27 protein-coding genes and 8 pseudogenes are annotated in these 25,672 nt (G+C 42.1%); 19 read left to right on the top strand and 16 right to left on the bottom strand.

Annotated features, from left to right (window positions below):
* Positions 1 to 139: 139 nt before the first annotated feature.
* Both SC79_RS10070 and dnaB read right to left on the bottom strand, forming a co-directional pair.
* Entirely contained in the window at positions 140 to 559 is a 420-nt protein-coding gene (locus SC79_RS10070) for a VOC family protein (RefSeq protein ID WP_039074909.1), read from the bottom strand.
* A 116-nt stretch (positions 560 to 675) separates the two neighbouring features.
* Positions 676 to 2,040: a replicative DNA helicase gene (gene dnaB, locus SC79_RS10065; RefSeq protein ID WP_039074908.1), complete on the bottom strand. Its 1,365-nt coding sequence runs from the start codon at positions 2,038 to 2,040 to the stop codon at positions 676 to 678.
* 169 nt (positions 2,041 to 2,209) lie between these two features.
* Between dnaB and SC79_RS10060 the strand changes: the two genes are divergently transcribed.
* Positions 2,210 to 2,410: a DUF2188 domain-containing protein gene (locus SC79_RS10060; RefSeq protein ID WP_082022651.1), complete on the top strand. Its 201-nt coding sequence runs from the start codon at positions 2,210 to 2,212 to the stop codon at positions 2,408 to 2,410.
* Positions 2,411 to 2,457: 47 nt separating this feature from the next.
* Here SC79_RS10060 and SC79_RS10055 read toward each other — a convergent pair whose 3' ends face one another.
* A complete protein-coding gene (locus tag SC79_RS10055; protein WP_039074907.1) occupies positions 2,458 to 2,655 on the bottom strand; it encodes a hypothetical protein in 198 nt (65 codons plus the stop codon).
* A gap of 121 nt (positions 2,656 to 2,776) precedes the next feature.
* Here SC79_RS10055 and SC79_RS20025 point away from each other — a divergent pair, with 121 nt between their 5' ends.
* Positions 2,777 to 2,920 carry a YycC family protein gene (locus tag SC79_RS20025; protein WP_052245589.1) on the top strand — a complete coding sequence of 48 codons (144 nt, stop codon included), beginning with the start codon at positions 2,777 to 2,779 and terminating at the stop codon, positions 2,918 to 2,920.
* 73 nt (positions 2,921 to 2,993) lie between these two features.
* Positions 2,994 to 4,201: pseudogene (locus SC79_RS10050) on the top strand (CynX/NimT family MFS transporter).
* 90 nt (positions 4,202 to 4,291) lie between these two features.
* On the opposite strand, the gene rplI reads toward SC79_RS10050, so the two are convergent.
* From rplI to SC79_RS10030, 4 genes are all read right to left on the bottom strand, one after another.
* The gene (gene rplI / locus SC79_RS10045) at positions 4,292 to 4,741 is read right to left on the bottom strand and encodes a 50S ribosomal protein L9 (protein WP_039074906.1); all 450 of its coding nucleotides are present in this window, start codon (positions 4,739 to 4,741) and stop codon (positions 4,292 to 4,294) included.
* Complete coding sequence (gdpP, locus tag SC79_RS10040) at positions 4,738 to 6,717, bottom strand: cyclic-di-AMP phosphodiesterase GdpP (RefSeq protein ID WP_039074905.1); 1,980 nt, start codon at positions 6,715 to 6,717, stop codon at positions 4,738 to 4,740. The genes rplI and gdpP overlap by 4 nt, the downstream gene beginning before the upstream one ends.
* Before the next feature lie 36 nt (positions 6,718 to 6,753).
* Positions 6,754 to 7,683, bottom strand: coding sequence for a YybS family protein (locus SC79_RS10035; RefSeq protein WP_039074904.1), 930 nt, complete (start codon positions 7,681 to 7,683; stop codon positions 6,754 to 6,756).
* 225 nt (positions 7,684 to 7,908) lie between these two features.
* Positions 7,909 to 8,058 carry a hypothetical protein gene (locus SC79_RS10030; protein WP_039074903.1) on the bottom strand — a complete coding sequence of 50 codons (150 nt, stop codon included), beginning with the start codon at positions 8,056 to 8,058 and terminating at the stop codon, positions 7,909 to 7,911.
* A gap of 143 nt (positions 8,059 to 8,201) precedes the next feature.
* Here SC79_RS10030 and SC79_RS10025 point away from each other — a divergent pair, with 143 nt between their 5' ends.
* On the top strand, positions 8,202 to 8,684 hold the full coding sequence (locus SC79_RS10025; protein WP_039074902.1) for a spore coat protein: 483 nt from the start codon (positions 8,202 to 8,204) through the stop codon (positions 8,682 to 8,684).
* Between the two features lie 29 nt (positions 8,685 to 8,713).
* Here the strand turns inward: SC79_RS10025 and hypR are convergent, their stop codons facing one another.
* On the bottom strand, positions 8,714 to 9,091 hold the full coding sequence (gene hypR, locus SC79_RS10020) for a transcriptional regulator HypR (RefSeq protein ID WP_039074901.1): 378 nt from the start codon (positions 9,089 to 9,091) through the stop codon (positions 8,714 to 8,716).
* A gap of 204 nt (positions 9,092 to 9,295) precedes the next feature.
* Here hypR and SC79_RS10015 point away from each other — a divergent pair, with 204 nt between their 5' ends.
* Positions 9,296 to 10,225 (top strand): manganese-dependent inorganic pyrophosphatase, encoded by a 930-nt coding sequence (locus SC79_RS10015; protein WP_039074900.1) that lies wholly within the window; start codon positions 9,296 to 9,298, stop codon positions 10,223 to 10,225.
* A gap of 233 nt (positions 10,226 to 10,458) precedes the next feature.
* Here SC79_RS10015 and SC79_RS10010 read toward each other — a convergent pair whose 3' ends face one another.
* A complete protein-coding gene (locus SC79_RS10010) occupies positions 10,459 to 10,905 on the bottom strand; it encodes a DUF6376 family protein (protein ID WP_039074899.1) in 447 nt (148 codons plus the stop codon).
* Positions 10,906 to 11,341: 436 nt separating this feature from the next.
* Between SC79_RS10010 and SC79_RS10000 the strand changes: the two genes are divergently transcribed.
* Both SC79_RS10000 and SC79_RS09995 read left to right on the top strand, forming a co-directional pair.
* Positions 11,342 to 12,652: an MFS transporter gene (locus SC79_RS10000; protein ID WP_039074897.1), complete on the top strand. Its 1,311-nt coding sequence runs from the start codon at positions 11,342 to 11,344 to the stop codon at positions 12,650 to 12,652.
* 280 nt (positions 12,653 to 12,932) lie between these two features.
* Positions 12,933 to 13,685, top strand: a complete 753-nt coding sequence (locus SC79_RS09995) for a hypothetical protein (RefSeq protein WP_039074896.1) — start codon at positions 12,933 to 12,935, stop codon at positions 13,683 to 13,685.
* A gap of 112 nt (positions 13,686 to 13,797) precedes the next feature.
* Here SC79_RS09995 and SC79_RS09990 read toward each other — a convergent pair whose 3' ends face one another.
* Both SC79_RS09990 and SC79_RS20990 read right to left on the bottom strand, forming a co-directional pair.
* The gene (locus tag SC79_RS09990; RefSeq protein ID WP_082022647.1) at positions 13,798 to 14,583 is read right to left on the bottom strand and encodes a hypothetical protein; all 786 of its coding nucleotides are present in this window, start codon (positions 14,581 to 14,583) and stop codon (positions 13,798 to 13,800) included.
* Between the two features lie 62 nt (positions 14,584 to 14,645).
* Complete coding sequence (locus SC79_RS20990) at positions 14,646 to 14,831, bottom strand: hypothetical protein (RefSeq protein ID WP_039074894.1); 186 nt, start codon at positions 14,829 to 14,831, stop codon at positions 14,646 to 14,648.
* A 131-nt stretch (positions 14,832 to 14,962) separates the two neighbouring features.
* Here SC79_RS20990 and SC79_RS09980 point away from each other — a divergent pair, with 131 nt between their 5' ends.
* From SC79_RS09980 to SC79_RS20555, 3 genes and pseudogenes are all read left to right on the top strand, one after another.
* Positions 14,963 to 15,811 (top strand): pentapeptide repeat-containing protein, encoded by an 849-nt coding sequence (locus tag SC79_RS09980; protein WP_039074893.1) that lies wholly within the window; start codon positions 14,963 to 14,965, stop codon positions 15,809 to 15,811.
* 18 nt (positions 15,812 to 15,829) lie between these two features.
* Positions 15,830 to 16,273: a GNAT family N-acetyltransferase gene (locus tag SC79_RS09975; protein WP_039074892.1), complete on the top strand. Its 444-nt coding sequence runs from the start codon at positions 15,830 to 15,832 to the stop codon at positions 16,271 to 16,273.
* A gap of 81 nt (positions 16,274 to 16,354) precedes the next feature.
* Positions 16,355 to 16,459, top strand: a pseudogene (locus tag SC79_RS20555) (DUF2798 domain-containing protein); the annotation flags it as partial.
* A 104-nt stretch (positions 16,460 to 16,563) separates the two neighbouring features.
* On the opposite strand, the pseudogene SC79_RS09965 reads toward SC79_RS20555, so the two are convergent.
* Positions 16,564 to 17,015, bottom strand: a pseudogene (locus tag SC79_RS09965) (MarR family transcriptional regulator).
* A gap of 188 nt (positions 17,016 to 17,203) precedes the next feature.
* On the opposite strand from SC79_RS09965, the pseudogene SC79_RS09960 reads away from it, so the two are divergent.
* From SC79_RS09960 to SC79_RS09935, 6 genes and pseudogenes are all read left to right on the top strand, one after another.
* Positions 17,204 to 17,562, top strand: a pseudogene (locus SC79_RS09960) (GNAT family N-acetyltransferase).
* Between the two features lie 11 nt (positions 17,563 to 17,573).
* Positions 17,574 to 18,163, top strand: a pseudogene (locus SC79_RS09955) (YczE/YyaS/YitT family protein).
* A gap of 253 nt (positions 18,164 to 18,416) precedes the next feature.
* Positions 18,417 to 18,845 carry a MarR family winged helix-turn-helix transcriptional regulator gene (locus SC79_RS09950; protein ID WP_231559186.1) on the top strand — a complete coding sequence of 143 codons (429 nt, stop codon included), beginning with the start codon at positions 18,417 to 18,419 and terminating at the stop codon, positions 18,843 to 18,845.
* A 20-nt stretch (positions 18,846 to 18,865) separates the two neighbouring features.
* Positions 18,866 to 19,258 (top strand): rhodanese-like domain-containing protein, encoded by a 393-nt coding sequence (locus SC79_RS09945; RefSeq protein WP_039074889.1) that lies wholly within the window; start codon positions 18,866 to 18,868, stop codon positions 19,256 to 19,258.
* A 4-nt stretch (positions 19,259 to 19,262) separates the two neighbouring features.
* Positions 19,263 to 19,697 (top strand): EVE domain-containing protein, encoded by a 435-nt coding sequence (locus SC79_RS09940; RefSeq protein WP_039074888.1) that lies wholly within the window; start codon positions 19,263 to 19,265, stop codon positions 19,695 to 19,697.
* Positions 19,698 to 19,813: 116 nt separating this feature from the next.
* On the top strand, positions 19,814 to 20,146 hold the full coding sequence (locus tag SC79_RS09935) for an MmcQ/YjbR family DNA-binding protein (RefSeq protein WP_039074887.1): 333 nt from the start codon (positions 19,814 to 19,816) through the stop codon (positions 20,144 to 20,146).
* A gap of 56 nt (positions 20,147 to 20,202) precedes the next feature.
* Here SC79_RS09935 and SC79_RS09930 read toward each other — a convergent pair.
* The 3 genes and pseudogenes from SC79_RS09930 to SC79_RS09920 all read right to left on the bottom strand — a co-directional run bounded on the left by SC79_RS09930 (position 20,203) and on the right by SC79_RS09920 (position 22,777).
* Positions 20,203 to 20,627, bottom strand: a pseudogene (locus tag SC79_RS09930) (MaoC family dehydratase).
* Positions 20,628 to 20,820: 193 nt separating this feature from the next.
* Positions 20,821 to 21,381, bottom strand: coding sequence for an adenylate kinase (locus tag SC79_RS09925; protein WP_039074886.1), 561 nt, complete (start codon positions 21,379 to 21,381; stop codon positions 20,821 to 20,823).
* A 97-nt stretch (positions 21,382 to 21,478) separates the two neighbouring features.
* Positions 21,479 to 22,777 carry a hemolysin family protein gene (locus SC79_RS09920; protein WP_039074885.1) on the bottom strand — a complete coding sequence of 433 codons (1,299 nt, stop codon included), beginning with the start codon at positions 22,775 to 22,777 and terminating at the stop codon, positions 21,479 to 21,481.
* A 263-nt stretch (positions 22,778 to 23,040) separates the two neighbouring features.
* Between SC79_RS09920 and SC79_RS09915 the strand changes: the two genes are divergently transcribed.
* The 3 genes and pseudogenes from SC79_RS09915 to SC79_RS20550 all read left to right on the top strand — a co-directional run.
* Positions 23,041 to 23,976: a cation diffusion facilitator family transporter gene (locus SC79_RS09915; RefSeq protein ID WP_039075001.1), complete on the top strand. Its 936-nt coding sequence runs from the start codon at positions 23,041 to 23,043 to the stop codon at positions 23,974 to 23,976.
* Positions 23,977 to 23,988: 12 nt separating this feature from the next.
* A pseudogene (locus tag SC79_RS20985) lies at positions 23,989 to 24,132 on the top strand (EamA/RhaT family transporter); the annotation flags it as partial.
* A pseudogene (locus SC79_RS20550) lies at positions 24,110 to 24,267 on the top strand (DUF255 domain-containing protein); the annotation flags it as partial. The pseudogenes SC79_RS20985 and SC79_RS20550, both read left to right, overlap by 23 nt.
* A 165-nt stretch (positions 24,268 to 24,432) precedes the next feature.
* Here SC79_RS20550 and SC79_RS09910 read toward each other — a convergent pair.
* On the bottom strand, positions 24,433 to 25,668 hold the full coding sequence (locus SC79_RS09910) for an HAD-IIA family hydrolase (protein ID WP_039074884.1): 1,236 nt from the start codon (positions 25,666 to 25,668) through the stop codon (positions 24,433 to 24,435).
* Between the last annotated feature and the right edge of the window lie 4 nt (positions 25,669 to 25,672).

Raw genomic sequence — 25,672 nt, 5'->3', positions numbered from 1 at the left:
AACAGAAAGTCAATTGTAAATCCGAACATTAAATTAATGTAAATCTATATTTGTTCGCTTTCATTCGTTTTAGAAGCGTTTTCTCACCGGTTTGCCATCAAAAGCTTACGAAACTTTTGTCCTTTACCATAAAAAAGTCTCACTTGCCTGATAGCCCTTTTGTATTCATAAAAACGACTCGCCAGCCGTCCGGGTCCTCTATCGTCACGCCTCCATGGCTCCAATAAGGGTTCTCTGGTTCCACCTGTTGATAGCCCATGTGCTGAAGCTTTGACGTGATCGCTGCCAGTTCATCAGCATCAGGCACATAAAAAACGAGGAGACTGTCGGGATGGGGAACAGGGGCACTGCTTTCCCCCTCATATTGAGTGAATTCCAAATGATAATCAGCACGCGGGAGGCCGTACATGACACCGTCGTATCCGTTATGCTGCGAAAATTCTCCGATTCGTTTCAAGCCCAGCCCCTCTTCGTAAAAACGAATGATTTCATCTAGCTGGCCCGTAGGCCGGGCAATCCGGATTTGCGCAGCGTGAAAATATGAAAAACGATTTCCCATGTTACCATCTGCTTTTTACACCATTTTATTAAAACGCTTTCAAATTTACATCCTCTGAGCGACCGGAATGTCTTCCATCTTTCGAATGAAAAAACCCCAAGATCAGCTCTTGGGGTTTATGCGCCAGGCGGAACACCTGCGTCATCAAAACGCCGTTCCAGGTTGACGAACTTATTGTATTCTTTTACGAACGCAAGAGACACGGTTCCCACCGGGCCGTTACGCTGTTTGGCAATAATAATTTCGATAATGTTTTTATTCTCGCTCTCTTTATCATAGTAGTCATCGCGGTAAAGGAACGCGACAATATCCGCGTCCTGCTCGATACTTCCTGATTCCCGAATATCAGACATCATCGGACGTTTATCCTGACGCTGCTCAACACCACGTGAGAGCTGAGAAAGCGCGATAACAGGGACTTGCAGCTCCCTGGCGATCGACTTCAGCTCACGGGAAATTTCTGATACTTCCTGCTGACGGTTATCCTTTGACCGCCCGCTTCCCTGAATCAATTGCAGGTAATCGATCAAAATCATGCCGAGTCCGCTTTCCTGCTTTAAACGGCGGCACTTGGCGCGGATTTCACTCACGCGGATACCCGGTGTATCATCGATGTAAATCCCGCTGTTTGACAGGCTTCCCATCGCCATCGTCAGCTTGCCCCAATCCTCTTCCGTCAGGTTTCCGGTACGAAGATTTTGGGCATTGATATTTCCTTCGGCACAGAGCATACGCATCACGAGCTGCTCTGCACCCATCTCAAGACTGAAAATCGCTACGCTTTCGTCGGTCTTGGTCGCCACGTTTTGGGCGATGTTCAAGGCAAAGGCCGTTTTCCCCACAGACGGACGGGCAGCCACAATGATCAAGTCGTTGCGCTGGAACCCGGCAGTCATCCGGTCAAGTTCTGTAAACCCTGTCGGAATTCCCGTAATATCGCCTTTTCGATTGTGAAGCTGCTCGATATTGTCATAAGTCTGGACAAGGACGTCCTTAATATTTTGGAAGGCACTTGTGTTTTTGCGCTGTGCCACTTCCATAATCGTTTTTTCCGCTTCACTGAGTAAATCCTCGACCTCATCCTCACGGGTATATCCGTCTTGAGCGATGGTTGTCGCGGTTCTGATTAATCGGCGAAGAATCGATTTTTCCTCAACGATTTTCGCGTAATATTCTATGTTAGCCGCTGTCGGCACCGAGTTTGCGATATCTGTCAGATACGAAATGCCGCCCACTTCTTCCAACAGTTCCGTGTTCGCAAGCTCAGACGTAACCGTCACTAGATCAACAGGCTCACCCCGGTCACCGAGCACCAGCATCGCATTATAGATTTTTTGGTGGGACATTCTATAGAAATCATCTGGTATCAATACTTCTGAAGCCAGTGTTAAAGCAGACGGCTGTAAAAAAATAGCGCCTAACACGGCTTGTTCGGCTTCTATGTTTTGAGGAGGAAGCCGATCATTTAGAAGGTCTGTCATGCTAAGCACCGTCCTCTCATTAAAAAATCTCCAAACTCCATTCTACCATTTCTGCAGAAAAAAAATAGAAAATTTGTTGGTTTCCTATTTTTTTCAGCTAGCCGATTGGATCGTTTTGGACAGGAACAGCTCGGGAAATACGAAATAAAACGTGAGGGAGGAATGAAATATGATGAAAGAATATGCCGTTACACCCAATGTCGATGCGGACGGCTGGTTTATCAAAGTGGAGAATGTGGCGCCGACAGCTTTGTATACATCTAAGGACGCCGCAATTGAAAAAGCCAAACAGGTGGCAAAAGAAAACAGTCCAGCAAAGCTTGTGATTTATGACAAGTTTAAAAATGTGGAAGAAGAACACTCATTTTGATGATTAAAACCCTTCGCTCAAGCGGGGGTTTTTTTAGCGATACTCGCTTATTTCATCCATTGGAAGCCTGTGTGCATCATCAGATCCGCGGCTTTTTGATACAGGTCCCACTCCTCCAATGAAGCACATTTCCCCATCAGCTCCTGAAGCTTTCGTCTCACTGCTACATATTCTTCAAAGGTGACAGCTTTCTCAGTGTCTTTTTGGTGTTCAATCAGCATTTGTCTTAACAATTGCGCGTGCATAGGAACCCTCCTTTACCTCTTTTATAACGGGCATTTTCGGATTGCTCCACTCCTTTGTGACATCTTCTTACGTTTCCCATCTGATTCTTGTACAATGGACAGAAGAGAGGAGGGATCTTTTGTGAGACCTTTGCAAATTTCTGCTGAAACTGCACAAAAGCTTGCAGCGTCCTTGAATCTGCCGCTTGAACAGATCATGCATATGCCTCAGCACACCCTGCTGGCCAAGTTGGCTGAATTGCAGAAAGAAGAAAAACAATCGTAGCATTCCGTTCGCATACTTGCTTACATCTTACGGAATCATAATCATTATATGTTAGAAAGAAGGAGTAACTGCTTTGCCACATCCACAAAATAAAAAAACCAATCGTTTTGGCTGATCGCCGGCATCATTTTTATTGCGTTTAACTTACGGCCCGCGATCACTTCAGTCGGTCCGGTCATCAGCTCAATCCGGGCAGAGCTGCATATGTCCAATGGGGCGGCCGGGTTTTTGACGGCACTCCCGCTGCTATCGTTTGCCGTTTTTTCTCCGCTTGCGCCCAAGCTTGGACAGCGGCTCGGAAATGAACGGACATTATGGCTTGGCCTTTTGGCACTGTTAATCGGCGTCTTGGTTCGCTCTGCCGGCTATACTCCCGCTTTGTTTTTCGGAACGGCACTCATCGGTATCGGAATTGCGCTCGGAAACGTACTTTTGCCAAGCTTAATTAAACATAAATACCCTGAAAAGTCAGGGATCATGATCAGCCTGTATACAACATCAATGAATATATTCGCCGCTTTGGCATCGGGTGTCAGCGTTCCTTTAGCGGCCCAGATGGCTGGCGGATGGAAGCAGGCCTTTCTCCTATGGGGCGGGCTGGCTTTACTCGCATTGCTGATATGGATACCACAGCTGCGCCACCGTGATACGGCAAACAAAGCGGTAAAGCTTCAAACCAGTTCCATTTGGGCTTCAAAAATGGCATGGTATGTCACCATCTTTATGGGACTGCAATCCTTTTTGTTTTACAGCAGCATCACCTGGTTTCCCGAAATTCTCCGTTCTCACGGGATTGATACGGCAACAGCCGGATGGATGGTGTCACTCATGCAATTTGCGAGTCTGCCTTCCACGTTTCTGACACCTGTTTTCGCAGACCGCTTGAAACACCAGCGCGGCATTGTTGCGGGGCTGATCGCCGTTTACCTCATCGGGCTGTGCGGATTGCTGGCAGGCGGCAGCCACACACTTCTTGCCATCTGGATGGTGATTATCGGTATCGGACAAGGCTCCAGCATTAGCCTGGCACTCACTTTGATTGGCCTCCGCAGTGAAAATGCCCAGCAGGCCGCGGCGCTGTCAGGCATGTCACAGTCTTTCGGCTACCTGCTTGCGGCCATAGGGCCAATCTTTGTCGGCTATCTCTTTGACCAGACGCATTCATGGACAATGCCGCTTATCCTTCTCATTGCTGCCCTGGTTGCAATGGGAGCAGCCGGACTGGGAGCCGGACGGGATCAATACATTTTTCAGACAGGGAAACAAAGAAATTCGGCCTAAAAAATAACAAAGCCCTAAAATGAAAACCGTTTTAGGACTTTGTCATCAACTGAGAGGCTTGGATTGCGCCAAGCCTCTTTACGATTTCTATTAAGCTTCTTCTTTCACATGCACCTTCAATACAGCCTGCACCTCAGGATGCAGCTTCACAGGCACGTTTGTATAACCTAACGCGCGAATGCCATCCGGCAGGTCAAGTTTCCGCTTATCCACTTTAATCTTATGGTCTTTTTGGAGCTGTTCAGCAATTTGCTTGCTAGTCACAGAACCGAATAAACGGCCGCCTTCACCTGACTTCGCGCTGATCTCAACAGTCAGTTTTTCTAATGTCTCTTTTAGGCTCTTAGCCTGCTCAAGTTCGGCGATGGCTTCTTTCTTCTCTTTCTGCTTTTGTCCGTTTAGCGCGCTGATGTTTGACGCATTCGCTTCAACCGCGAGGCCTTTTTTAACCAGAAAGTTTTGCGCATATCCGTCTGCTACGTTTTTGACTTCGCCTTTTTTCCCTTTTCCTTTTACATCTTGCAAGAAAATAACCTTCATCTCTGTACGCCTCCCTCAAAATACTCATCTATGGCGTGCTTCAGCCGTTCCAGCGCTTCCGTTACTGAAATGCCGGACAACTGAGTCGCCGCATTTGTTAAATGTCCTCCGCCTTCCAGCGCCTCCATGATGATCTGAACATTAACCTCGCCAAGTGACCGCGCACTGATGCAAACGGTTTGTTCATCTCGTCTCGCGACAGCAAATGAAGCCTCAACCTCACTCATCGACAGCAATGAATCAGCTGCCTGCGCAATCAGCACTTGATCGAAATATTCCTCCTCATTTTCAGGAAGAGAAGCAATCGCAATGTTCTCTTTAAAAAGGACCGTATGCTGGATCAGCTTCGCCCGTTTAATATAGGAATCAACGGTTTCTTTCAGGAACTTCTGCACAAGCACCGTGTCGGCGCCTTTCGCCCTTAAATAAGAAGCTGCATCAAAAGTCCGCGAGCCCGTGCGGAGAGAAAAACTCTTTGTATCCACTATTATACCAGCTAATAGGGCTGTTGCTTCAATCATATTGATTTTTAAGCGCTTCGGCTGATATTCAAGCAGCTCTGTCACCAATTCCGCTGTCGAAGAAGCGTACGGCTCCATATAAACGAGCAATGGATCTCTGATAAACTCCTCACCCCTGCGGTGATGGTCGATGACCACGACATGTTCAATTTTATTGACCAGCCGTTCCTCCATGACAAGTGACGGCTTATGGGTATCAACGACCACAAGCAGCGTATCATCATTGGAAATTTCCATCGCTTCTTCAGGCGTAATAAACCTTGACCATAATTCTTCATATTTTTTGATTTCTTCAATCAAGCGCTGGACACTTGATCCGATTTGATTTGGATCAATCACGATAAAACCATCTTTGTTATTTGCCTGTGCCACCTTTAAAATCCCGATCGCCGCGCCGATAGAATCCATGTCGGGGAATTTATGCCCCATGATAATGACATTACTGCTTTCAGAGACGATTTCTTTTAAGGCGTGTGAAATGACGCGGGCCCGCACCCTTGTTCGTTTCTCCATCGGGTTTGTTTTACCTCCGTAAAACTTCACCTTGCCGTTCGGCAGCTTAATAGCTACTTGGTCTCCGCCGCGCCCCAGCGCCAAGTCCAAGCTGGATTGCGCCAAATCGCCAAGTTCTTTCAGCGAGGAGACTGAAGCCCCGACACCAACGCTCAACGTCAGCGCAACGCCGTCAAATGAGGTTTTTTCCCGCACCTCATCAAGAATCGAAAACTTCGAATTTTCAAGTTTCGTTAAGATATGTTCATTAAGCACAGCGATAAAGCGTTCTGAAGACGTCCTTTTCAGGAAGATCCCATACTCCTGCGCCCAAGCGTTCAGCAAAGATGTCACCTGGCTGTTCATCGTGCTTCTCGTCTGGTCATCCAATCCTTGTGTCACATCATCATAGTTATCAAGGAAAATATACGCCAGCACGGTTCTTTCATTTTCATAAAGCTTTTCAATCTGGATTTGTTCTGTTACATCAAAGAAATACAGCAAGCGCTCATCCCGTTTGATGACAACCTTAAACTTGCGGTCATTCAATGTAACCGTTTCCGATTCCACCTCTTGTTTGATGAGCGGCACAACCGATTCACAAGTGTCGTAAAGTGATCTCCCCACTAATGTGCTTTCATTAAAGCAAGAAGAAAGAAACGGATTTGCCCATTCTATATAATATTGGTCATTAAAAAGCATGATGCCAATCGGCATTTCCATCAATGCCTCTTCACCGACTTTTTTCAACCTGTAGGATAACGTAGAAATATAAGCATCAATCTCTTGTCGAATAAGAGAATCAGCGCGTTTAATAAAAAACAAAATAACTGCAAGCAGCAGCACTTCGACGGTTCCTAATATCCAGTTAAAATAAAAGCTGATGAGGATTGTAATGATTGACAGAGCAATCATTGCATAGATGGGATACCGAAACAGCGGTTTTTCATAAAAGCTTGGCAATTCTATCACTCCCCACCATGTGAGTAAAACTCATGTTCACTTCACCTTTTTCCTTATATGAAAGCCTATATCTATTACGCCTAAAATGCGAATCGCTGCCATAAAAATCGGATGCATCAGCCCAAGAATCACTGCAATCACTGCCGCAGCCTTCGGATATTGTTTTTTATGGCAATAGAAAAAGATAAATGATAAACCTTGGATGAAAATCAGAAACCCGAGTATAAACTCCCCATTTAAAGCGATAGAGTACAGCATTTGGCCCTTTTCTAAAGGCAAAAATGAAAGCAACACAATCATTAAATACAGCACTACAACACTTTGTGGAAACTTCAACTCTCTAAAAGGCTTTAGATTAGGAATATCGGGGGAGAATCGCCTTAAGAGCGGCTTAGCGATAAGGTAACTGAGGAAAGAAAAAATAGCTCCTACCATCACAATAGCTGTTGGAAAAAGATATTGAACGATACCCATTTGTTCTTCCATCAGTTTTAATTGCTTATCAAGCTGTTCAGCATTGCCCGACTGCTTCACTACCGTTCCTACCATATCAAGAGTCTGCCGGTATTGTATCATTGCTTCATCAATGATATTGATACCCAAAAACTGAATGCTTATCACAAAATAGAAGACAATACAAAGCATATAAATAAGAGCGCCCGAAATGATGGCGTTCCCGGGTTCTTTCTTCTTGAAAAAGTGCCCCATGGCAATGCCAGCGCAAGCTGACATAAAAGCTAAAATAAGTCCGTTGAAGGACCCGACAATAAAAACAACCGGAAGACTGACAGCGCCCATCCACGTCCCTAATTTCAATCCATGTCTGATCGTATACAGGATCAAGGGCAGAGGCATTGCAAAAAACAGAATTGTTCCGATCACAGGTACATATACGACCAAAAGCGTGATGATCGCAAAAAGACTGATTAAAACAGCACCTTCCATTAATGCTCTCGTTTGTTTCACTTAGTCACCTCGTATCATCCTGAACACACGAATAGAAAAGAGCAGCATAAACGACTGCTCTTTCTTCATCACTGCAACATGCATTGCACCGAATGTTTTCATATCTTCTCTGCATTTTCCTTTTCCATTTTAACATAAGTCCAAATCGCAAGTAAAATGACGCTGATGTTTCATGTGAAACATTGCAAATGAAAAGACATTCTTTGAAAAGAATGCCCATCACGATTAATGTTTATCATCCATAAAGCCAGAAGATTCCTTGTTTTTCTTTTTCGTTTTTCTGACATACATAAAGATTAAAATCACTAGTAAAAGGGTTGTTGCTTGCAGAATGCCGCTGCTAAACAAGAAAAAATTCCTTATCATGTCCCACATGTGTTTCACCTCATTTGCATGTTCTCAACCCGTATCCTATATAAGGTGAATTTCCCGTTTTAAAAACTTCAAAACATCATGAACAACATTGAGCGTTGGGCATATGCTGGTATGGAATCTCATTGATAAAGGAGAATTGTTAAATGGATGAACGCAGAACATTGGCTTGGCATGAAACATTAGAGTTGCATGAGCTGGTCGCTTTTCAGTCAATCGGACTCATTAAATTGAAGAAAATGATAAAGGAAGTAAGAGATCCCCAGCTTAAACAGCTTTATGCCGTATCCATACAAGCCATAGAGCAAAATCTAAGAGAGCTTCTCCCATTCTTCCCACAAGCACCGATGGCTCGTGATGACGAGGAAGAACGCGCGGATAACCCATTCTACAGCGGCGACCTGCTTGTTCTTGCCAAAACATCAGTCCGCAACTATGCGATCGCCATCACTGAAACAGCGACACCTCAATTAAGAAATGTGCTTGTCAAACAGCTCAATGCAGCCATTAAGTGGCATGCGCAAGTATTCCAATACATGTATCAGCACGGTTACTATCCAGCCTACAACCTTTCTGAACTATTGAAAAATGATGTCAGAAACGCCAACAAAGCTCTTTCAATGAAATAAAACAAGCAGCAAAGGAGTTCCCTTTGCTGCTATTTGTGCTGATCCTTCAGCATGCCGTTCGAACGATAAGATTCCAGCACGTCTCTGTTGGATTCTCCCCACTCTTTCATTTGCAGCACGATTGGTTCAAGCGTTCGCCCGAATTCCGTCAGAGAGTATTCAACCTTTGGCGGCACCTGATGGTAAACCTCACGATGCACGATGCCATCCGCTTCCAGCTCCCGCAGCTGAAGAGTGAGCATTCTTTGGGTGATACTCGGGCAGATCCGGCGAAACTCATTAAACCGCTTCTTGCCCTCTATCATGTGATAAAAAAGAATTCCTTTCCACTTTCCGCCAATGACATCTAGCGTAAATTCAACTGGACAGCCTTCTTTGTTCGGGTATTTATTCTTTTTTTCACTCATACTTGACCTCCAATAGTACCTTTTTTGATACTACATTACATTTCGCAACTTAGCTACCCAGTATTTTACACGCCTTTTCTCTTGGGCTCAAAGAAAATGCTTTTTATTCACATCAATTTTTAAGGGTTTGCATGATTACACCCGCATCAAGACGTGTTAAACTATATAAAGATGACAATACTTAAAAAAAGATAAGGAGCTATCATGGAAAAGATACTTATTTTTGGACACCAAAACCCAGACACAGATACGATTTGTTCTGCGATTGCTTATGCTGATTTAAAAAACAAACTCGGCTTCAATGCTGAGCCAGTCCGTCTCGGACAAGTCAACGGAGAAACACAATACGCGCTTGACTATTTCAAACAAGAAAGCCCGCGTCTTGTTGAAACAGCTGCTAACGAAGTAAACGGTGTTATCCTGGTTGACCATAACGAACGCCAGCAAAGCATCAACGACATTGAAGATGTTCAGGTTCTTGAAGTTATCGACCACCACCGCATCGCTAACTTTGAAACAGCTGAGCCGCTTTACTATCGCGCTGAGCCTGTAGGCTGCACGGCTACAATCTTAAACAAAATGTACAAAGAAAATAACGTGAAAATCGAAAAAGAAATTGCCGGCTTGATGCTGTCAGCGATCATTTCCGATTCTCTGTTATTCAAATCTCCTACTTGCACAGACCAAGACGTAGCTGCTGCAAAAGAGCTTGCTGTAATCGCCGGCGTAGATGCAGAAGAATACGGCTTAAACATGCTAAAAGCTGGTGCTGACTTAAGCAAAAAAACAGTCGAGGAGCTGATCTCTCTTGATGCGAAAGAATTTACACTCGGCAGCAAAAAAGTCGAAATCGCACAAGTGAATACAGTGGACATTGAAGATGTGAAAAAACGCCAAGCTGAATTAGAAGCTGCAATTTCTGCCGTTGTGGCCGAGAAGAATCTTGACCTATTTCTTCTTGTCATCACAGACATCTTAGAAAATGATTCACTTGCCCTTGCGATCGGTAACGAAGCAGCAAAAGTGGAAAAAGCGTTCAACGTTACATTAGAAAACAACACAGCTCTCTTAAAAGGCGTTGTTTCCCGTAAAAAACAAGTCGTCCCTGTCTTAACTGACGCAATGGCTGACTAATGAAAAAGCATCCCGCGCAGGGATGCTTTCAGATTGTTGACAAAGTCCTAAAACGGTTTTTGTTTTAGGACTTTGTCATCTTTTCAGCGTGATTGAAAACCCTAGAAGTCTAGGAAGGACGAGCATTGGAGCGGAGCGAATGTTATGATTCGTGAGCACCAACGCGCAGAACTGACAACGAATGCGAGGGTTTGTCGACACGCTGAAAGCATCCCGCGCAGGGATGCTTTTTCTTATTCGCCAAGCTTTTCAATCTGTCCCATCACATCGGTGATTTGCTTTGCGTTTTGGACAATGTCGGACTGCTCCAATTCCTCAAGCGATACTTTGCCTTCCTCCACTTGTTTCAATACATCTTCAGCACTTTTCTGCAACGTTTCATTATGCTCCTGAATGGTTTGATGAATCTCCGCCGCGGCATCGGGCGGTGTTAATTCATTAAAATCAGCGGCAGCCTGCTGAATCGTTTCAAGCTGTGCTTCAAGTTTTTCTTTCGCCTCCGCGTCATGTACAGCTTGTTCAGCCAATTCAGGCGCCTCCTCTGCAAATGTCTTCACCTTCTCCACATAGCCCGTCGCTTCACTCGTATAATTCAATCCGTCAGTCACCTGATCAAGCATACCGCATCCACCTGCACTCAAAAGCCCCACTCCGGCAACAACAGTCAACATGATTTTCATCGTCAGCCTCCTCATCGTTTCTTCTTCATCTTTTCTTTTAAGATCGGGATCAATTTTTCTTTCGCTAATGGCAGCCCTTTCCTCACCAATTCACGCTTCAGCCACTTTTTCAGCTTAGACATCCTGACGCTCCTCTCCCTTTATGTTAAAAATGAAAAAACTCCACCGATTTTGGTGAAGTTTAGAAACAAAAAGACCTTCACCAAATCAGATTTGGCAAAGGTCTCGCTAACAATGAGATTGCCAGCAAAGCCGAGGACATCTTGTCCCGTAATGACGACTTTACTGTGAAAGCTACTCCCCTTTGGAGTGTTCATTTTTATTACTTTCATTCTAAGGCACCGGGCCGGACCAGTCAAATTTCTGTTATCCGTTTACGTTAACGCATGCTGTGGTATGTAAAATTTGAATGGTATTTCCATCAGGAGATCATGCTATGACAGAGGAGGTTTTCATCATGAGTCAAGAGCGCGTGAAACGGCCTGGACATACCAGATGGTACATATCTTCGTTACTCAGCGGCATTATTATTCTTAATTATTTTGACCGAGTGGCCATCTCTGTAGCGGCCCCTGCGATACAAGATTCGTTTCACCTTACTGCAACCGAACTCGGCATCGTGTTTTCCATTTACACTTATTCCTATACACTGATGCAACTGCCTGTCGGAAGTTTGCTGGATCGGTTTGGCGTGGCGTGGGTCACGAGGATTGGAATGACCATATGGAGTCTTTTAACCATCCTCCTTGCTTTTTTGCAAGGAAAATTGCTGTTGTATCTATTTCGCTTTCTCATTGGGCTGACGAGCGCCTCCGCGTTTCCTGCCGCTTCTAAGGCAACCGCTCAATGGTTTCCTCCAAGTGAGCGGGGGTTGGCAAACTCACTGTTCGACTCGGCCGCCAAGTTTTCAAACGTGATCGGCGCGCCATTGGTCGCCTTTCTTGTTACCGCGTTTGACTGGCGTGTCGCTTTTTTGACGATTGGATGCATCAATGTGCTGTTTACAATCTTTTTCTGGCAGTATTATGAGCAGCCTGAACGGCACAAACGCATTTCCAAAGGTGAGCTAAACTATATCCAAAAACACAATTCAATCACAACAGAGCAAATCCCTTATAAAACGGGTCCGCTATTAAAAAAACTATTCTCCAACCGGAAAGTATGGGGCTTAATGATCGGGTTTACAGGGTACGGCTATACATTCAACCTGCTGCTTACCTGGCTTCCGACTTTCTTTAAACATACATACGGAATGGATATCATGTCGTCCGGTTTATTTACGGCTGTACCATGGCTGATCTCAACCATTTCCGGAATTGTCGTCGGCGGCTGGCTCGTTGATTACTTTATTAAGAAAGGTTATCCCAACACCAAGGTATACCGAACCGTAATCATTGTCGGAATGAGTTTCGGCTTTTTCTTTTTAGGCTCCATTCTGACGAACAATATCACCGTCGCGATTATCTGCATTTCAATCGGACTCGCCGGCATTTCCGCAACCGCTCCAGTCGGCTGGTCCATCTCCGCAGAGCTGGCGCCGATCGGTTCCGTGTCCCTGCTAAGCTCTATGGTGAACCTGGCAAACAACCTGTTTGGAGGCATTATCGCTGCTTCGCTGACAGGATATTTGGTTGATGTGACAGGCTCCTTTACGCTCAGCTTTCTGGTAGCCGGGCTGGTATTGCTAATAGGCCTGATTTTTTATGTATTTGTTCTAGGGGATGTGAAAAGGATTAAACTGGAATAGAGAGCCGACTCGAACGGCTCTCTTTTTGTGTGACAAGATAAGAAAAATCGTTACAATCTCTTCACTCGGTTTCTAATCAAATGTAGAACTTCAAAAAGTGATGTAGTAAAGAATAAAAAAATGATTTCAGCTAACTCTTCAGCATACAGAACCCCATAGATATTAACATCCATTTTTACTATTTAACCCAAATATACCATGATGTAACATTAAAAATAATCTATAAAACACCCAGTAGCGCCGGGTCATTTGAACCAAAATCAGAAGGAGCGTTGGCAAGATGTTAATGATGGAGAAGGTCTCATTGCTAAAACTAAATGAAAATGTGAAATACAGAGATTTACCTACTGAAATACAGACACATTTAACTTCTCCAAATACAAATCGTGAAAAATTCGGCATGATTTTTGCAATTCTATTTATGCTGGATATTTGTTGTTTAATTCCGTTAATCGTTAATGAGATTCGTCCTTTTACCTTTGCGACTTTACCTCTAATTTTAATTGTTCATATCTGGTCCCTGATTGCACTATTTAAAAGGCTAGATAAATATAAAAATAGCCATAGTTTTTTAATTTATAGCGGGTGCTCTTTCACAGTAATTTCTTATAGTTTTTTTATTGTCTCTATTAAAAGAGCCTTTTTCGTCTATGGTTTAAATTGGATTTTTATTGCCATCTCACTATTAACCTACTGCATAGTCATGATAGGTTTTATACGATACTATCTAATTGAATTTCCTAATTATAAACGAAAGAAAACAAAATCGTTATCTTGGACAACAAACCTATTAACCATTGCTCCAGCTGCAGGTTATATCATAGCACAATTTCTCTTTCGTTTTTCTGACTCTGTTATTGATACAGTAATGAGTATGGTTACATTATTCGGAGCATGCTTATTTTGCTACGTAGCTGTTAAGTTCATACATCAATATTTTTTTATAAAAGCAAACCAAAATATTATCAATAAACGTTTAAAAAAAGACTCTAATCGTGAATTAGATCAATCAAATAAAAGAAATAACTCTTAAGTGGCCAAAATAGAAGGGAGATAGAACAGCATAAAACAAAAAAAGCTTATGGTGAGCACTCTTTTCCTTTGGCCATAAAAAACAAGCCCTCTCTCATAAGACGATTTGATACTTACGACAGGCCACTCCCAACAATCGATACATTCTGGCGGTCAAGCATAAATCTCCGTCCGTTCCATTTCAACACGGTTTGGACATATCCGAGCGAGTCAGCGTTATACCTCCCGGCGATCCGCTGATACGCCAGCAGTTCGTACGTGCCGTCTCTGTCAAAATCAACCGGGTACAAGCCAGACAAAGGATTCACCCAGCCTTCTATCGGCATTTTCAACACACCCTGAGCGGTATAAATCTCATTCAAATATTCCCTACCTTTGTAAGTAAGATCGAGCATATACATTTCATTCTGATGATGGCTGATGACGCTCGCTTTATATTGATTTTGGTACTTCACACTGTACTTCCATTCAGCATTAAACATATCCGAATGAAAAATCTGCTGAAACTGCCGGTTTAGATAGGCAAAAATATAGGCATATATAGCGCCTCCGCTTCCCCCAGTGTCCATCACCACTGCCACATCAACGATCTTATCGCCTGTCAAATCCCCGAGAAAAAGAGACGGACTGTATCCCATAATGTTCTGGAGCTGGATTCGCTGTTCCTGATGGATTCTGTCGTCACGAATCACCAACATAATATCTCTCCATAAAGGGCTGCCTGGCATTTGAGTGCCAGTCAGAAAGACTTCGTCAATAACGCCGTCTCCCGTTACATCCCCGCGAGCTGATGTAATGATTGCGCGGGCGGAAACAGGCTGCCGAAATAAGTGTGGATTTTGAAGAACCCCTCTATACCTCCCCGCATCAAACCTGTCGTTTCCATTCAATGAAGTCACCTTCCTTATCAGCTGAATGAATCATTATATGCGGGATTGGCACGTGGAAGACATATTAGTCACTACACACCAATTAAATCCGTACCATATGAATGATCGCTGGCACAACGCCACTCGCCTTGCGTGATCATGCCTGGCACCATAACTAAAACGGCATCTTCCTTGCGAAAATTCATCAATGTATCAAAATCAATATTTGGGCATCGCCAAATCACACGCAGAGATTTATCTTTTATTTGCTGTTCCAAAAGGTCCCCCAATCATCATGAATCATTTGGCCCACTGAAATCGTAAAAAACAAAAGTGAAAAGGACCCCTATTTCCTATATAATCAAATAGATATATTTAACAAAGTTCCCAAGTGAAGGGGCGAACGATATTGTCTGCGGAATTGACATTACATGACAATATACATCATGGTTTAAGCGCGGATTGCCAGCACTGTTTTAGCCTGTGCTGTGTCGCCTTGCCCTATGCGAAGTCTGCGGATTTTGCTTTTGACAAAGACGGGGGCACGCCTTGCCGCAACTTGCAAGCAAACTATCAATGTTGTATCCATAAAGACCTCCGAGAAAAGGGATTTCGAGGCTGTTCTGCTTATGAATGCTTTGGCGCCGGCCAGAAGGTATCGCAAGTCACTTATGAGGGAAAGGATTGGCGAAACCATCCTGAAACGGTCAACGAGATGTTTGACGTCTTCCCTATCATGCAGCAGCTGCACGAAATGCTCTGGTACTTACACGAAGCGCTTTCTATAGAAACAGCCAAACCGCTTCATCGCGAGCTCAGAGCCTGTTACGAAAAAATAGACAAGCTCACCAGACTCAGCAAGGAAAATCTGCTGACACTACAGGTGCACGAACACCGGGCTGAGATCAATGAATGGCTGTTAAAAACGAGTAAACTGGTGCGCGCCCAAGCACGCAGTCCAAAACGCCCGAAAAAAATCAGCCGGGGAAGTGTCCTGATCGGCGCGAAACTGAAAGGGCTGGATTTACGCGGAGCAAACCTAAGAAGAGCGCTACTCATCGCTGCCGATCTGAGAAATGCAGACCTGAGAATGTCAGACTTTATCGGTGCAGATGTAAGAGAGGCCGATCTGAGCGGCGCCGACCTGACCGGGAGCATTTTTCTGACACAGGCACAGGTGAATACCGCAAACGGCGATGCAAACACAAAACTGCCGCCGTCTCTGCAAATCCCTGCCCATTGGGTCACAAACCGATAAAAAAGAGAGGATCGCCTTATGAATGTGAAGAGAATAATGGCAAAACATGATTTACATACAGCGTTTGAAATCAGAAAGGCAGTCTTTGTAGAAGAACAAAGCTGCCCCATTTCCGATGAATTCGATGAGTTCGATACACTCGGCGGAGATTGCCGGCACATCCTCGTTTATCATCAGAATGAACCTGTTGGCACTGCACGTGTCCGAATCGTTGACCACGTAGGCAAGCTGGAAAGAATCTGCATTCTGAAGCCTTATCGCAAATGTGGGCTGGGCAAAGTGATTGTTGAAGCGTTAGAACGTATTGTGAAAGAACAAGGCATTTCCTCATTCAAATTGCACGGCCAGACACAAGCGGCAGGCTTTTATAAAAAACTCGGCTATCAGACAGCATCAGAAGAATTCATGCTGGATGGCATTCCTCATGTGCTGATGACAAAACAAGACGGATCCGGCCGATAAATCGTTCAAAATTTGTCACTTATGAGCGTAAGTGGTTCATTGGTATACTAATCACCGATTATGGAGAGAAGGAATGATTGTATGCCAACAAACAAAAAAGAAGGTTTTATATTTGGCGTGATGATGTGCTTTGGAATGGTCTGCGTCATGTCGATTTACAATGCCATCATCAACGGAGCCATTCATCAAGACTGCCATTTGAGTGGGGGAAGCATATTCATGACTCATTATCTTGAAAATATCCCCATGCACCCGAAGAATCCGTTCTCACCGGCTCGACTTGTTGACCATTAATAATCCCTTTTGTTCCCCTTCTTCACATATTCCCAATCCCGCTCTATGTTTTTCCTAACTCTGTGAATGAGTACAGAAATTGTTTCCTTTTCCTCAGGTGTAAAACCAGACAAGGCCACTTCCGTGGAATGCTCTCCTTCTCTTCTTAACAATGGATACACCTTGTTCCCTTTCTCAGTCGGGAACAATTTTTTTATTTTTTATTTTGCTCATCAGGAATTCTTTGTATAAACCCCTGCATTTCCAGTTTCTTTATGGCCCGCGCAGCTGTTGTTCGGTCGACTTTGATCATTTCCGCCAACTTTTCTTGAATAATCCCCGGATTTTCGTATATACGTACAAGATAGAGATACTGCCCTCTTGTTAAGTCCAAATCTTTAAATTCAATATTGCTTATGGAATCCAACGCTCTTGCTATCATGCCGATCTCTCGCAAAATGTCATTCATTCCTAAAACCCCTCACGTATTTTTGTCGCAATTACAACAAAATTGTTTTAACCTTACTATTATAAGACCACAAGCATGCTGTACAGTCCAGACTAATATGAAAAAAGGATTGATCAAATATCAATATAAAAAGAATCACATCTGAAATGGATTTACACGTTGCTCTAGCTATTAGAAGAACGGTATTCATTGAGGAGCAGCATGTATCTGAATCTGCTGAGTTCGATGAATGTGATACGCTCCAAGAACAATGCCAGCATATCTTGGTATTTCATGAGAATCAACCCGTCGGTACAGGCCGTGTGTGCATCGTAGACCATACAAGAAAACTGGAAAGAATCTGTGTCCTAAAACCTTACCGTAAGTACGGGCTGGGCAAGGCTATCATAAGCGAGTTAGAAACATCTTGCAGGAAAAAGGAATGACAAAATGTAAACTGCATGGGCAAACACAAGCAGCAGGCTTTTATAAAAAGCTGGGCTATCAGATTTCCTCAGCAGAATTTATAGAAGACGGCATCCCGCAGTTCTTGATGACAAAAGAATGAGTGCTAATAAAATCAAATATATGTATTACGGATTAGGTATCCTCATATTAAGTTTAGGCATTTCTTTAACGATACAGTCAGGCCTAAGCACATCGCCCTTCGATGCCCTTTTGGTTGGCCTGTCGGAAGAAGTCGGTCTTACCGTAGGGAGCTGGGAGGTTCTTATTTCTGCGCTCCTCTTAATCTGTAACTCTATATTAACGAGAAAAAACCTATGTTGTTGGGGTTACTTACAGCATTTATTACTGGGATAGGCATTGACCTATGGTTGTTTATTGTAAAAAGCACGATTGTTCCGAGCATGTGGTTTAGCAAACTGGCTTGTTTCGGAATCGGTTTGGTGCTCATCGGTCTTGGAACAGCCATCTATCTTCAGACGACATTTGCATCAACACCCATCGACTATTTATCACTCATTATCCGCGACCTCTCCAAAAGAACAATCCTATTTTCAAGAACACTGGTCTATGCTCTTTTCTTAGTATTAGCCATTATATGTAAAGGCCCTATCGGCATCGGAACCCTTTTAACTGTTTGTTTAGGTGGAATGATCCTTCACTTTTTTATGCCTTATGTTGAACGGCGCTTTTTAAACATGTAAGTTGATTGTTTGGAATCACTAATAAAAGAAAAGAAGAGGTTAACCTTAAATAACCTCTTCTTTTTCACATAAATTAATAGAGAAAGAAGAGACCCCAAGCCAAATCACTTTCAGCCAGTGGTTACTCAACATGAGGGGGAATCATCGACATAGAAAATCACCCAAAACACTTTCTCAAAAACAAAACTTAAACCTTGTTTTCCGGAAATTAATCAGTTATGCTGATTATATGCTAAACTGATTATAATCGGAGGTGAAAGAATTGGAAAAATGGAATCAATCCTATGGCTTTCTACTCGGAAAAGTTCTTCAGCGCATGGAAAGTATATTTGCTGAAGGGCTTAGACCATATGAAATCAACGCAAGACAATACGGGGTTCTTTTATTTATCAAAGAAAACCCTTACTCATCTCAAAAAGATATTTCTGAAAGCCTGCAAATCGACCGGACTACGATGGTGAGCCATATCGATCATTTGGAAGCTTTAGGATTTGTTGAGAGAACAAAGAATCCTAATGATAGAAGATCTTATAGCCTTAAAATTACGGACAAAGGTAGCGATGTATTGGATTCACGTTGGGAATTTTTAATGAATACGGAATTAGAGGTATTAGCTCCGTTACATCAACAAGAAAGACAATTACTTAAAGAGTTTTTGTTTAAAATTTGGAAATCTTTTTAAAAAACAGGAGGTTTTACAATATGCAAGCTCTCGATTATTTTACTGCACGCCTTGAAGCCACGATAAGCCCTATGGATTATTTGAAAGCAAAGCAAATGAATCCAGAGAAATACTTCTTACTCGATGTTCGAAACGGTCCGACTCATGTAAGGAGTGTAACAATAAAAGATGCTCACATTATTCCCGAACAAGAACTGCAATCTCGATTAAATGAAATACCAAAAGAAAAGGAAATCATTGTTTATTGTTGGGAAGTCTGGTGCAATACAGCTGCAAAAGTTGCAACAATTTTATTAGAACACGGATATAAAGTGAAAGAGTTGACTGGAGGGATTGCAGCATGGAAAGAAATGAACTTCCCTGTCACCCATACAAATCAAGACAATAGCACATCTGATGATTGTGGATGCTGACTCTGTGCAACATAAAAGATACTGGGTGGGAGTGGCTTCGCGAGATCACGTCATGAAAGCAATCCAAGGCGGGTTTGCACAACTTTGCCATGGCAAAGAAACCCCCTTAAAAAGGATGAATAAAGGTGATTGGATCATTTATTATTCTCCAAAGGTCAATCTTAAGGAAAATACGCCATGTCAAACATTTACGGCTTTGGGCAAAGTAGTAGATCATCGTATTTTTCAATTTGATATGGAAAATGATTTTCAGCCTTTTCGAAGACATATACATTTCATTCATTCCACAGAAATACCCATTCGCCCATTACTCCCCTACCTATCTTTTATAAAGGACGAGAAGCGTTGGGGATGCTCATTTCGATTTGGGCATTTTGAGATCAGTGAAAAGGATTTTCAGCTAATTGCACAAAAAATGGTTGATGGTAAAGGAGATTAGATGATTTTGATCTCCTTTAAGCTTTTTTTAAATCCGCAATATCACCTATCCATTCATTACATTGTGATATCATGAAAATGAAACATTGGTTTTTTTGAAGATGGAGGTGGCGGTTTATGAATCACGAGGAAATCATCAATTATTGCCTGTCATATCCAGATACCTATAAAGACTATCCTTTTGGTGAAGGGTGGACAGTATTGCGTCACAAAGGGAATAAAAAATGGTTTGCGCTTATCTTTCATCTTGATGGCCATCTATGCGTTAACCTTAAGTGCGAACCTGAGCGTGCCCATTTCCTGCGCAGCATTTTTAAAGAGGTAAAGCCCGGCTATCATATGAATAAAGACCATTGGAATACAGTGATCTTAGATGGCAAACTCTCACAAGAGGCTCTTGAGGATATGGTGCAACATAGTTTCGATTTGACAAAGCCAAAGAAGTCTTAATGGTTTTCACCATATTGATGCAGGAACCTATCATCAGTTCCTGTTTGTATCTTATGTTACCGTTTCATTAATACGGATAACTCACCTTCAAACACTTTTTCCTCATTTTGATTATAGGTAGATAACAATACAGTAAGTATTCCCGTTTGACTTTTATTTGGTTTTTTATCAATAACCTTAACGATGGTGTTCAGCGTATCATCAGGATAGACGGGCGCTAGGAATTTTATATGATTCATTCCTGTTCCACGATAATATCGTCCTCATGACACCCTTCTTCAATCCAGAGCTTAAACGTCACGGCTAACGTTTGTATGCCAGACGCAATGATTCCATTAAATCTGCCCATTTTCGCTTTCTCTTCATTTACGTGCATGTATTGCGGGTCATATTCTTCTGCAAAATTCATGACATTCTCTTTTGTGAATTGAAAGGATTTCGTTTGAAAAACCTGTCCAATAGAAAATTCATCTAACTTCATAGGGGCATCTCCTCGATCTCTTCTTTATAAAATAACATGTTAACACATTCAGTAACCTCGACAAAAAGTCTCTGTGCTCATTACCCTCACAACGTGTGTGAACTTCCTTCTTAAAAACGAAATGCGAAAACTAGCCTTCTCGTCAGCATCTGTTTTCGGCTTGCTTTTGTGATAAGGTGCATATCTACATAAATTATTTGTAAACAAGATAATCTATTATTGTGTCTATCGTTTCATTAAAATGTAAGGAGCTTTCAAAGTATTGAAGATTGTACTTTTGGCATTCCTCTTTTATCCGGATACTATCTGTTTTCATCCGCTCTAATTCTGATTTGGTCTGAGCATGATCTAGATTTCTCAATCCATCATTCTCTGTCATGCTGGAGTAAAATTTCATTTTATCTATATTCTGTTCTATGTCTATTTCTGCTATTCCTATAAAACAGGCCTTAACATTTCCAGAATAACACTGCTCAAACTTTGCTACGTGACTAGGAATGAATTGTACACCTTCTATTATGTAATCTATTTTGTTTTCAACCATGGCAGTCATCAAAGGGTGAATGATGTTCCAGAGCCGCTCTCCATTTTCAAAATCGCCATCAGTTGGATCAACCTCCATTTCTGGAACTCCCTTCGCAATTCCCATCATTAAATAGTCTAACGAGAAATAAGGGATTTTTGTTTCTGCTAACATTCTCTTCGCTGTAGTTGTCTTCCCGCTCCTTGAGGAACCGCCAATCAGATATAGCATACTTATCCTCCTAATTGAATATAAAAAGCCTGGATGAATAGCTAAATCATCACAGGCTTTGAGTGGCTGACGACAAACAGTCAGATTGCCTTACTCGTCATTTCGGTTTTACCTCTACATAATGAATATGCCGGCCGTCTATTTTGTGGACTTTAAACACATATCCCTCAGCTTCTATTTCAGAGCCAAGTTCGGCATCAATATTTTGAGTCATAAACCAGCCGCCTATGGTATCGACATCTGCACTCGCTAACGCGGTTTCCAATAGTTTATTGACATCTTCAATCAACACTTTTGAATCTAAAATATAATGATCATCATTGATTTTTCTAATATCAGGCACTTCATGTTCATCAAATTCATCTCTGATGTCGCCTACTATTTCTTCAAGAATATCTTCAACAGTCACCAATCCTGAAGTACCGCCATATTCATCCACTAGAATAGCGATATGAGTTCGCTCTCTTTGCATTTTCACTAATAAGTCATGGATCGGAACCGATTCAATCACATGGATCACAGGGTTGATATGATGTTCTAATTTGAAATGATCCTTGGTTTTCTGGTCCGTATCAATATAAGCTGACAAAAATTCCTTGGCATTGATAAAACCAATAATCGTATCTTTATCTCCATTTAAAACCGGATATCTTGTATAGCTCTCTGTCTTAACCGTCTTAACAACAGATTCATAAGAATCCTCGATAGAAATCGCGACTATTTCTCTTCTTGGAATCATGATTTCTTTAGCGATTCTTTCATCAAATTCGAAAATGTTATTGACATACTTTAACTCGTTCTTATTGATTTCACCGCTCTTATAGCTTTCAGACAGTAAAATGCGCAGTTCCTCTTCAGAGTGGGCGAGCTCATGTTCCGACGCAGGTTTTAACCCAAAGAGTCCGACGATAAACCGGGCTGAACCATTTAAAAACCAGATAAAAGGATACAGGATTCGGTAAAACCAGATGATGGGCTTTGCTGTTAAAAGAGTGATGGCTTCAGCTTTTTGAATCGCGAGTGTTTTGGGAGCAAGCTCACCAACCACTACATGCAAAAAAGTCGCCATGACAAACGCAATGATCAAAATCAATACATGTGAGACGGGTTCACTTACATGAAAATAAGCAAATAAGGGGTGCAGAATCACTTCAAAAGTCGACTCTCCAACCCAGCCAATTCCTAATGCTGTCACAGTGATTCCCAGCTGGCAAGCCGACAAATATTCGTCCAAATGAGTCACAACTTTTTTTGCTGACACAGCACCTTTTTTGCCCTCTAATATGAGTTGATCGACTTTCGACGTTCTAATTTTCACAATCGCAAATTCAGTTGCAACAAAAAATGCGGTTAATACAATTAAAATGGCAAAGATAATAAGATTAAGGGTTGTCAATCGTTTGCCTTACCAAGTAAGGCGAACACCTCCTATATAAAGATCTCCCTTACATATTCCTTAGTATTGATAATTTAAACATACAATAACCAAACAAAGTGCTTTACCAAATAATGCAAGAGTATCGTGACAGTATACGATAAGAAGGCATATACCATACGTGAATATATGGTCATATCATATGAAAAGCCCATGCTAAAGTTTAATTTTAATGAACGCGGGCATGGTAAAACTATGAACTTTGGGTAAGGGGGAGAATGACAATAGGACACAATCACACGCATGGTTCAAATAAAAAAGTATTAGCGATCTCATTTGCTCTTATTACAGGTTATATGATGATTGAAGCTATCGGCGGCTTTTTAACTAATAGTTTAGCGCTTTTATCAGATGCAGGCCATATGCTAAGTGATTCAATCTCATTGTTGGTTGCTCTGATTGCTTTTACATTAGCTGAAAGAGATGCAACCCATGATAAAACGTTTGGCTATAAACGATTTGAGATTCTAGCAGCCATGATCAACGGCGTTGCCCTCATTCTTATTGCCCTTTATATCATTTATGAGGCAATCGAACGTTTGTCTAATCCACCAAAGGTAGCAACTACTGGCATGCTGATTATTAGCATCATTGGATTAGTGGTGAATCTATTGGTCGCATGGATTATGTTAAGTGGCGGAGATACAAAGAATAATCTAAACATTAAAGGAGCTTTTTTACATGTAGTCAGTGATATGCTCGGCTCTGTAGGCGCCATTTTAGCAGCCATCCTGATCATCTTTTTTGGATGGGGCTGGGCAGATCCACTGGCTAGTGTCATTGTGGCTATCCTTGTTCTAAGAAGCGGCTACAAAGTGTCTAAAGACTCCATCCATATATTAATGGAAGGCACTCCGCAAAATATCGACGTGACCGATATCATTCTTACAATAGAAGAGACAGAGGGAATCCAAGGCATTCATGATTTGCACATTTGGTCTATTACAAGCGGATTAAACGCGCTTTCTTGCCACGCTGTTGTTGACGATCAATTGACCATTACAGAAAGTGAAGGTATTTTACGCAAGCTTGAACAAAAACTTGACCAAAAAGGCATTACCCACGTAACCATTCAAATGGAAACAGCAACGCATGATCATGAAAAAACGATCCTTTGCCAGAGCAAAAATGAACAAACACAGGAACACCATCATCACTAATATTCCCAGTTTATATCTGTAATTATTTCATTTGCCGTTGGAACACCAATAAAGGTATTTCAAGTTATTGGGACAGTGCTAATTATATTGGATATTTTAATTGCTTCCGTGGGAATACGTATTCCTAAGTACAATCCTAAAGAACAGTCAGCAGTCCCCATACCTGCTTCAACACGCCCACAACCCTGTAGACTGGTACCCTTGGGGAGAATAAGTTTCAAAAAAGCGAAACGCGAAAACAAGCCGGTTCTGGTCAGCATCGGCTATTCGACTTGCCATTGGTGCCATGTCTATTAAAATAGCCAGAAATAAAAAGAGAAAGAAAGCTTTAAACTCTCAGTATCTTTAACTCACTGATACTGCATCAAGAATAAACCTGTAGGGATGAAAAACAAAAAAGATACCAATTTAATCTTTGGCATCTTCTTTATTACTAATGGAAAATATAAAGTGAACTTAACGAATAAAAGCAAGGTCTTTCTGTGCTAAAGCATCCTCCAACCACCTAGGATGCATTGGCAATAGATTATCTGGTAACTCGTGAATATTAAAATACCTAACTTCTAAGGCCTCCTTTGTCGTTTTTTTCAATGTCCCTCCAATTACTTCACATTGAAAACAGTTGGTAATAAAGTGGCTCACTCTTCCGTCAGGGTAAATAAATGTCTGTGAGCTTGGATCTGAGTAAACTCCTATCATTTTAGAAACTTTAACAGTTAATCCGGTTTCCTCTTTTATTTCTCTTATTATCGCTTGTTCAACTGATTCACCAGGTTCCACATGTCCTGAAGGGATACCCCATTGACCATTATCAGCACGCTTCATTAATAAAACCGAATGTGATTCTTTAATTATTATTCCAGCGACTCCAGCTTTCACTTGTTCTGTCCATAGATAATCTGGTTTCTCACGTACTTCTATCTTAAATTCACTATTGAACAAATACTTTAAATCGCGGATCACAACATCTGGATTTCTAAAGTCATGTTCTACAGGAAATAAAATATTTTGATCAGAAACTAAGATAGAAGCTATGCCCATTCGGTTCGCTCCAATCATATCTGTCTCAGGTGTATCTCCAATCATGACGCATCTCTCTATGTCTTCAATGGACTCAAGTACTTTTTCAAAAATAGCAGACTCCGGTTTTCCAATTATAATGGGCTCTTTATCTGCTCCCGTTTTAACAGCCGCTACTATGGCACCTGTAGCTGGAACTGGCCCATTAGCGGTGGGAAATGTTTTATCTCCATTTGTAGCAATAAATGAAGCTCCACGGCGGATGAGATTTACCGCCTTATGTATATCTTGAAAAGTAATATTGTAATCCCATCCAATGACAACAGCCTCTGCTAGGTCTTCTTCAAGATCAATACCAGCTTTTTGAATCTCGCTTTTAAGTTCATCATTTCCTAATATATACGCTCTCTTTACTCCGGCCTTAACAAGGTAATCAGCTGTTGCCCACCCCGAAGTAATCACTTCATCAATACTTGCGGAAATACCAAGTTTATGAAGCCTTTTAACAATCGTTTCTCTTGTAACACAGGGATCATTCGTTAAAAAACGAATGGATTTCTTTTCTTCACGGAGGCGTTTTAAAGAAGAAACAGCTTCTGGTAAAGCTTTGTCTCCTATATAAATAACTCCGTCTAAGTCGAATAAAAATACATCATATTCCTTGTAAATCATCGTA

Origin of the sequence: Bacillus sp. MSP13, assembly GCF_000815295.1 — a bacterium.
GTDB classification, from domain to species: Bacteria; Bacillota; Bacilli; order Bacillales; family Bacillaceae; genus Bacillus; species Bacillus vallismortis.
The sequence above is the reverse complement of the archived record's forward strand: the minus strand, read 5'-3'. Positions and strand labels throughout refer to the sequence as shown.

Coding starts and splice junctions, on each gene's coding strand:
- SC79_RS10070 (WP_039074909.1), bottom strand. CDS start 559: ATGGGAAATCGTTTTTCATATTTTCACGCTGCGCAAATCCGGATTGCC.
- dnaB (WP_039074908.1), bottom strand. CDS start 2,040: ATGACAGACCTTCTAAATGATCGGCTTCCTCCTCAAAACATAGAAGCC.
- SC79_RS10060 (WP_082022651.1), top strand. CDS start 2,210: ATGATGAAAGAATATGCCGTTACACCCAATGTCGATGCGGACGGCTGG.
- SC79_RS10055 (WP_039074907.1), bottom strand. CDS start 2,655: ATGCACGCGCAATTGTTAAGACAAATGCTGATTGAACACCAAAAAGAC.
- rplI (WP_039074906.1), bottom strand. CDS start 4,741: ATGAAGGTTATTTTCTTGCAAGATGTAAAAGGAAAAGGGAAAAAAGGC.
- SC79_RS10030 (WP_039074903.1), bottom strand. CDS start 8,058: ATGTGGGACATGATAAGGAATTTTTTCTTGTTTAGCAGCGGCATTCTG.
- SC79_RS10025 (WP_039074902.1), top strand. CDS start 8,202: ATGGATGAACGCAGAACATTGGCTTGGCATGAAACATTAGAGTTGCAT.
- hypR (WP_039074901.1), bottom strand. CDS start 9,091: ATGAGTGAAAAAAAGAATAAATACCCGAACAAAGAAGGCTGTCCAGTT.
- SC79_RS10015 (WP_039074900.1), top strand. CDS start 9,296: ATGGAAAAGATACTTATTTTTGGACACCAAAACCCAGACACAGATACG.
- SC79_RS10010 (WP_039074899.1), bottom strand. CDS start 10,905: ATGAAAATCATGTTGACTGTTGTTGCCGGAGTGGGGCTTTTGAGTGCA.
- SC79_RS10000 (WP_039074897.1), top strand. CDS start 11,342: ATGACAGAGGAGGTTTTCATCATGAGTCAAGAGCGCGTGAAACGGCCT.
- SC79_RS09995 (WP_039074896.1), top strand. CDS start 12,933: ATGTTAATGATGGAGAAGGTCTCATTGCTAAAACTAAATGAAAATGTG.
- SC79_RS09975 (WP_039074892.1), top strand. CDS start 15,830: ATGAATGTGAAGAGAATAATGGCAAAACATGATTTACATACAGCGTTT.
- SC79_RS09945 (WP_039074889.1), top strand. CDS start 18,866: ATGCAAGCTCTCGATTATTTTACTGCACGCCTTGAAGCCACGATAAGC.
- SC79_RS09935 (WP_039074887.1), top strand. CDS start 19,814: ATGAATCACGAGGAAATCATCAATTATTGCCTGTCATATCCAGATACC.
- SC79_RS09925 (WP_039074886.1), bottom strand. CDS start 21,381: ATGCTATATCTGATTGGCGGTTCCTCAAGGAGCGGGAAGACAACTACA.
- SC79_RS09910 (WP_039074884.1), bottom strand. CDS start 25,668: ATGATTTACAAGGAATATGATGTATTTTTATTCGACTTAGACGGAGTT.